The sequence below is a fragment of the Amphritea pacifica genome, from assembly GCF_016924145.1.
GTDB lineage: Bacteria > Pseudomonadota > Gammaproteobacteria > Pseudomonadales > Balneatricaceae > Amphritea > Amphritea pacifica.
Genome location: NZ_JAFFZO010000035.1, coordinates 1 through 7,829, shown reverse-complemented (window position 1 = coordinate 7,829; position 7,829 = coordinate 1). Strand labels below are relative to the sequence as shown.

General features: G+C 45.6%; 3 protein-coding genes. 1 reads left to right on the top strand and 2 read right to left on the bottom strand.

The features are described 5' to 3' along the window. The first annotated feature begins 756 nt into the window (after positions 1-756). Positions 757-6,960: an AAA domain-containing protein gene (locus JW499_RS17680; protein ID WP_205211831.1), complete on the top strand. Its 6,204-nt coding sequence runs from the start codon at positions 757-759 to the stop codon at positions 6,958-6,960. A 190-nt stretch (positions 6,961-7,150) separates the two neighbouring features. Here JW499_RS17680 and JW499_RS17675 read toward each other — a convergent pair whose 3' ends face one another. Together JW499_RS17675 and JW499_RS17670 are read right to left on the bottom strand one after the other, a co-directional pair. Then, on the bottom strand, positions 7,151-7,498 hold the full coding sequence (locus JW499_RS17675) for a helix-turn-helix domain-containing protein (protein ID WP_205211830.1): 348 nt from the start codon (positions 7,496-7,498) through the stop codon (positions 7,151-7,153). An 18-nt stretch (positions 7,499-7,516) separates the two neighbouring features. After that, on the bottom strand, positions 7,517-7,829 hold a 313-nt coding region (locus tag JW499_RS17670), incomplete at its 5' end, for a hypothetical protein (protein WP_205211829.1).

The window sequence follows — 7,829 nt, the reverse complement described above, 5'->3', positions numbered from 1 at the left end:
TTTGTAGATTGGTATAGAAAGCGTCGGGCTCGGCTCTCTATAAAAGCCTGGGAAGGTCGTCAGTTCAAATCTGGCCCCCGCTACCACAACGGAAAAACAAGACTAGCCGCATGGTTGGTCTTTTTTTTTTGCCTGAAATTCAGTTTGTAGATTGGTATAGAAAGCGTCGGGCTCGGCTCTCTATAAAAGCCTGGGAAGGTCGTCAGTTCAAATCTGGCCCTCGCTACCACAACGGAAAAACAAGACTAGCCGCAAGGTTGGTCTTTTTTTGCCTGAAATTCAGTTTGTAAATTGGTATAGAAAGCGTCGGGCTCGGCTCTCTATAAAAGCCTGGGAAGGTCGTCAGTTCAAATCTGGCCCTCGCTACCAACGTAATAATCAGAGGTGTATCGAAAGATATGCTTTTTTTGTGCCTGATCAGAGGGGTATAGTGGAGATATCTGATTTAAGGTGGATTATTTCGCCTCTTTAATTTCCGATGTATTTATAAATGTCAGATACATCGCAACGTAAGCCATTTGTAAATTTTAAGCGTCTAGGTGGTACGTATAACGACTGTATCTATCTCATAATAGCAAGGAAAATTAAGTTTCAATGAGACATCGGGTATTCACGTCGTTATGTGCTGTTGTGGTAAATATGGATTATGTTGAGAAGCGGGCAACAGGCTCAAAGATTAACTCAATGGTACTCTGATAGGGTCTATATTAATTTAGAAGTTGTGCTTTAGATAAGCAAAAAAGGAAACTGTCACATATGGAAATATTAAGCAGGGAACCTACGCTGCAGGCTAGTCAGATTGAAAAAATTCGCTTCAGCGGGGAACGTTTATATTCGGGGCAGCTCAAAGAGCTGCTTGGGAAGCTACAGCCGATTCAGCCGCCAAAAGGAAATCAGGTTCGTCGTCAGCTTATGACTCGCTCTCTACTTCTTTCAGAGGGAATGTCGCCTAAAGCCTATGCTGCAGCACGCGACTGTGCGGCTAGTTTTGGCATTAATACTACCGTAGAGATCTATCAAGCAGCGGGCTCTGAAAATGCAGCCATTCACTTTTGTTCTGAACCTGTGTTGCTTGAAATTCAAGGTCGTTTACTGGCATTGCTCGATGATGAAGGGCTACGCTGTGTGATGGGGCACGAGCTTGGTCATTTCCTTGCACATGGTACAACTAACCCCGAGAGTGCCATATCTCTTGTTTCCAGACAAATTCTTTATAGTGAAGTTGCGCCAGAGCCCTGGGTTAAAGTTGCTCAGAAATTGAGTATGTCCGCTGAACTTACCGCAGACAGGTTTGGTTTGCTTGCCTGTGGTGGACTGGAAAGTGCGCTACGTTTAAGCATGGTGGTTGTAACAGGCTTGCCGTCTAACGAACTCAACTGGGATACCAAGGCCTATTTGAAGCAGTCAAAAGCCCTGATTGATTACATGCGTAAGGAAGGAGAAACGGCTGAGGGGACAAGCCACCCGGAGCATGGATTAAGAGCGTGGGCGCAATGGCTATTTAGCGAAACGGACGTTTATCGTGATCTCACAGGGCTTGGTCCTGGGACACGAAGGTTGGAGGATGTAGATCAGAAAATCCTTGAAATACTTGGTCAACCTTATATAGAGCTTGACGATGCGCAGGTATTTGAAGAGCCTCTGGCAGAGGTCCAAGAATGTGCGTTAGCTGCTTGTGTGCTTGTTGCGCATGCAGATGGAGAGGTGCACGAAACTGAAGTTGAAGCCATTGAGCGGGTGTTCGAACACCTTGTCCCTGATTGGCGAGAGTATCTGGATCGGGAAAGCGCGTATTATCGCTTTCAGGAATTGGCACCGATTCTATATGCAAGCGGGCCACGGGCTCAGCGTAGCCTTTTCATGTTGCTGTTCCATGTTGTTGCTGCTGATGGTCAGGTGACAACAGAAGAGCTTGGCACGCTTTTGAAAATTGGTGATTCTCTAGGCTGTTCAATATTATTTCACAGGCTGCTTGCTGGAATGCTGGGAGAGGCTCCTGTAGATGCAGCACATCAAGTTGCCGTTGAGGAAGCTATTCCACTTACAGCGGAAGCGCAACAGGTAAACCATGTGCTTCAGGTTTTTTTTCAACGTACGCAAAAACTAGGTGCTCGTGAGGTTACTGCTCGAAGACTTTTTCGTCTTACTGGTGAAGCCAGATTCACTGAGAAAGTTCGTCGGAAATTGCATCTTGCAGCATCAAAGTTCGATGTAAACATTGAGCCTGAACTGACAGAGAAGCTAGACACACTACATCAGTTGGTCTGGCGGGGTATGATACCTGCTGTATCATCTCCCAAGTCTTCTATTGCCGCTGGGGAGGCGGCACAAAGGTTACTCGGCACTCTTTCTAAATTACGGGATAAGCTAGTTTCAGGAGATGGCCGGAGCCCTTCTGTTCGATTACGAGAGATACGAAGGGGCCGTAGCTTTGACTGTTACCAGTTAGAAGGGATTTCTGTTGGTTTGTCAGAACGAGTTGTTGAGCTAGTTCGCGGCGAAGCTGATGCTGTACTTGTTGAGGCTGAAGATGCTCAAGGACATGAAGCAGCTTCACGTTGCCAAAGACTGCTCATTGACCTTCAGCGGGAATACCTCAGTCGAGTGGAAGAAACCGGGGCTGATGAGTTGTATCTGGGTACCACATTCATTTCGGCAATGTTGAATGGCTATCTGTTACGTGCGCCGCTTATTTTACACAACGTCCATCTTCGGCGAACGGCTTCATCTATTAGTCTTGCGACACCGCGTGAAGATAGCGCAATGGCTAACCAGGCGTTGCTTCAAACAATGGCCAGGCTTGTCAAAAAAACGTGGACAGAATCTCTGGCTTCCCTAGCAGACGAAGCGGCTAGGCAGGGGCAGACGCAGATATTGGCGTTTTTGGCATCTCAAGGTTATAAAATTATAGGTGAGCTTGCTGAATTACGGTCGCTTCGGAACCGTAATGAGGAATTTGATGATTGGTTGGATGATCGTATTGAGTTGGAAAATTGTGCGGTTTTAGGTTTGTTTCCACAATCGCGTTCAGATTTGTTGCATGACTATGATGGTCTGATTGAACAGCTTAACGGCAATGTTTCAGCCGCGCCATTGCTTTCCAGCGCGGTTAATTTGTTGCCGGGTGAGCTTAAATCACTTGTAGAAGATAGTAGTAGCGAGCTGCATAAGATTGAAAGCGTACAACCTTGCCTCCCTATCATTCAGGCCGATCCGGTTCAGCGTCATGTTATGTCTATCGTGAGATCAACGCCAGCAATGGTTATTGATGGACCGCCGGGAACGGGAAAGAGCCAGGTTATCGTTAACTTGATCTGTGATGCCTTATTACAAGGGAAAAAAATTGCAGTAGTGTGTGAGAAAAGAGCCGCATTAGATGTAGTGGTAAACCGGATGCAGGCCGAGGGTTTAAGGCATCTACTCGCACTAGTTCATGATGTAAAAGATGATCGAAAAGGTCTTTACGCGCAGGTTGTAGATCGCATTGAAAACAAACAACCGATAGTAACTTACGCTTCTGACACCCTATCGAAGGTGTCTGAACAGCTGGAACAGGCTTCATCATCCTTGAGAATGTTTCAGGACCTACTCTGTCTAGAACAGTCTGGATTAACACTAGGGCAGGCGATCACGTTGTCGAGTGGATTAGATCTTCTTGAGGTAACCTTACCTGAATCACTTTATCAGGTTTCAGTTAGTCAAATTGAAACTCTAGCCTTTGGGTTTGATCAATTGGCTAGATACGCGAAACTATGGGCTAAAGACAGTCTTTGGTGTTGTCCAAAGGGTGAGAATGATCGATCAAGTTTTGCTAATGCCGGTGAAACTGAACGCCAGTTGGTCCAGCATAATTTGGATGTTGCTGTAGAAGCACGAACCGAATTTGAGACAGCCTTCCGCTCAGCGAGTCTTCCATTAGACGTGGAAACTCTCAGAAAAATATTTTCTCTTAAGGAAGAAATAAACTCTTTTTTGACACTGATGAAAAGTGCAACTGAGAGGGCGCAGGCTCAGACACTCTTCATTTTACTGGCCACATATGGTTCAGACTCTATCTTTGCATATGACAGAGCAGTATGTGAGTTTGAACAGCAATTGCTCGAGTCAGGCCTGAATTCAGATAAAGCTACACTGAAACAGCTTGTGCAGGCACGCCCCGCGCTTTTAGCAATGAAAAAGTTGGTGAATACACATAATGACAGTACTTTACGTGCTGCTTCAGCTTGGCTTGAGTGCTGTGATGTAGAGAAACTGTCAGCCACATTCCGTCAATGTGTTTCTTTCTGGCAACAATCCGGCGAAGCCCTAGAAAGGCACCAAACTCGCACAAAATGGGTGAGTACGAAGTCATTCTCCGATGCTTATAGCATTGTCAGACAAAATCTTGGACGTTGGCAGCGATTCTTTAACCTTGGTTGGTGGTCGGCGAGAAGTGTGTTCTGTTCTCAAGTCAAGTTAAACTGGAATTCTGGAGAAGCGGTGAATTTGTCACCAGCGTTTTTGGCTAAATTTGAGAGTTATCGAATATCTGCCGTTTGCTGGGAAAAGCTCGATATTCTTATTGATTTAGCAAAAATGGAATATGTGCCTAATTCTATCGAAGAAGCTAAATCAACTCTTGACGCCATCAGTGATGCCCAACAATTGGCTAAAAGTATCAGTGCAGTGGAGCATCAACTTCAGCCCCTATCTCTTTTACCCGTGCCTGTTAATCCAGAAGGCTGGCGAGCTTGGGGAGAGCGCATTGAAGCAATGCTTAAGGTGTTGTTTGCGTTGAGTTACCTGACGCAAGTCCGTAAAACCGTTTCTGAGCAAGCTCCCCAGTTAAAACTGCCCGCTACGGTAGAGAGTATGCCTGTAATAAAGGACCAGATTACTGTATTTATGGGCATGCTGAAACGCCGAGACACTTTCCGTTTATTAGGAGCATGGGCTGCAGATGATAAAGCCGATGGTGTGCTAATGAAGTTATTTCGTTCGGCACAATCTCTGCAAAAAGTCATTGCGACCTATTTGTCGCTTCAAACAGCCATCACACGTCTTAAACCGTCCTTTCCATGGTTGACTGTTGGGAGCTCACTGCATCTTTTGAGCGAAATGCAACAAAACTGGGGGTACGACTTTGACGACGTAGTTAAGGCGGATCATTTACTGGCTAATATGACTGAGCAATGGGGTGACGCCCCTGTTTTGTTGAAAGCATTGGCTTTACTTGATGATGGTAAACAAACATCGTGGGATTCATTAATAACCGGCCTCTGGGCTAAAGCTATATCCGAACATTTGCTTGCATCGCAAGCTGATTTGACATCATCTAACAGCCTTTTAGCCGAGAAAATAGCAGGTATAGCTTCACATTTCCGAAAGATGCATCAGGAGTCACATAGTTATGTTGGTGAAGCAGTAGTCGCTTTCCAAAATAATAGTGAATGGAGCCTTGAGCCTTCTGCTGAAAAAGGTGCCCGGCGTACTCCTCTGCAGTCTATAAAGGAAGCGATGCTTAGGGAGGCTCGTAAGCAGCGTAGAGTGATGCCTATGAGAAGTTTTGTAAAACAATTTTTGAATAAAGGCTTGCTGGATGCGATGCCTGTTTGGCTTCTGTCTCCGGAAACTATGGCTCAGCTTTTCCCCCGAGAACCTATTTTTGATCTGGTGATCATAGACGAGGCTTCTCAATGTACGGTGGAAACGGGTTTGCCGGTGCTTATGAGAGCCAAACAAGTGGTAATAGCAGGTGACGAACATCAAATGCCGCCGAGTAATTACTTTAAAGTTAGTGCGGATAATGATGAATCGGAGAGCGAAACCAACATCCCGCTGGATGTTATGGATGCTGAATCGCTCTTGGTACTTGCCCGTGACCGTTGTCTTCACCACCGACTTTCCTGGCATTATCGCTGTCAATTTGAGGAGCTTATTGCATTTTCCAACCACGCAATCTACGAAGGTGATTTACGTACGATTCCTGCCATATGTAGCCGTCAAGCTCCAGCCGCTATCTCTTGGCACAAGGTGGAAAATGCAGTCTATGAGGATGGGACAAACGTTAAAGAAGCTGAGTCGGTCGTTGATCTTATCTACAGTTTGTTACGTGAAAATCCCGAGTCTTCTATTGGCATCATTACTTTTAACTTAAAGCAACGTCGAGCGATTCTTGATGTAATAGATATTCGATGTGCTGATGATTCCGAGTTTGCAGAAATTTACCATAAAGTTGCTTCATCAAATCAGTTAGATCAAAGGCCTTTTGTGAAAAACCTGGAGAATGTTCAGGGTGATGAACGAGATCAGATCATTTTCTCTTTGGGTCATGCACCACGCCAGCGGCAAAGAAAGGACGGAAAGGGAGATTGGTACGTGCCTGCGCGTTTTGGCCCGCTTGGTCAGCATGGTGGTGAGCGTAGACTCAATGTTGCGGCTTCTCGTGCCAAAAAGGCGATACATATTGTATCCTCTTTTGAGCCAACGATGCTTTCGGTAGCTAATACCAAACATAAAGGTCCACGGCTGTTTAAGGGCTTTCTTGAATATTGTCAGCGTATGTCTGATGGTCGTCGTAGTGAGGCAGATCGTGTGCTTGATGTTATGCGCGGAGCCCATATTGTTGGTCGACAGGTAATTGAGTTGCCAAACCCACACTTCGTCCCGCTCAAAGTCCAGATACTGTTGGAACTTGAAAAGATGGGATATCTAGCAGAATTGGATGTCGGTGGTTCTGAGTTTCGTATCGATGTGGCCATTACCGATCCAGACGATTCAGGAAAATATGCATTGGGCTTGTTGTGTGAAGAAGGTAGAAATGATTTTGACCCATTTGAAGCACATGTCCATATTCCTGCTGTGTTAAGTATGCGAGGCTGGAAATTACTTCGAATTAATGCACTTGATTGGGGATTGAAAAAGGACGTAGTGCTTAAAGGCATAGTGGAGGCGCTGGGTTGCCGATCTGCTCGCCGCTAACAACGTATAAAGATTACTCATAATACGCTACGCCTGTAGAGGATATCGTTCTGGTTTTAGGAAAGTGTCGCAATCAATGCGTGTTAGCATTTCGTGTTTGGGAATGCAGCATAAACGAGTGGCTGGTTTGGGGAGAATAAGAACATTGTTCTGGATTATGCGCATGACATGAGCATTGTTGGCACTGCGCTCATTCATTTTCTCCCAGCAAACCTTGCCATGGATCATCGGCCAGTGGGTTACATTGTTCTTTTCCCGTCTGGCCTGGCTTGGTTGGTGCCCCAGTTGATGGCCCAGAGTTTGAAATAGTATCGTCGGCCAGTACCGCCAGCACAGCATTTAATTTTTCCTGTGGTATCAGCAGCAATTCACTTTTAAGCCCCTTAGCGACTAACTCAAGAGTATCAAGCCGAGGGTTGCCCTTGGATTCCAAACGCTGATATTGCTGGCGCGATATACCAACGCGCAGCATCATATCGTGCTGCTTGAGTTTCAATGCGATACGGCGTTTTTTGATCTGTTCGAGTAGTGAATTCATAATGAAACGTATATGTTGCTATTTACCGTTAAGAAACAGATTAGTTGCTTTTTTCGAGGTGCTTCTATGTGCTGTTGTTCGCTTATTGTGTTGTGCCAAAATTCGCTTATTGTGCTTATTTCTTTGGGGGAAGAGGTGAGGAAAGAGCGGGATGAGCCAAATCTCAAAGCTCAAAAAGCCCCCAGCCAGTTTTCCCAATTTGCATAGATAATTGGACTCCCCTCGACCCTGAACAGGATGCGAGGTACGCTGACAGTTCTCACACAACCAACTGGAGTCCGTGATATGAACATTAGCATTGCTGGCGTTGATTTGGCAAAAAAGGTCATTC

What these genes read in the sequence shown, in the direction of transcription:
- JW499_RS17680 (WP_205211831.1), top strand. Translation starts at nt 757, where the DNA reads ATGGAAATATTAAGCAGGGAACCTACGCTGCAGGCTAGTCAGATTGAA.
- JW499_RS17675 (WP_205211830.1), bottom strand. Translation starts at nt 7,498, where the DNA reads ATGAATTCACTACTCGAACAGATCAAAAAACGCCGTATCGCATTGAAA.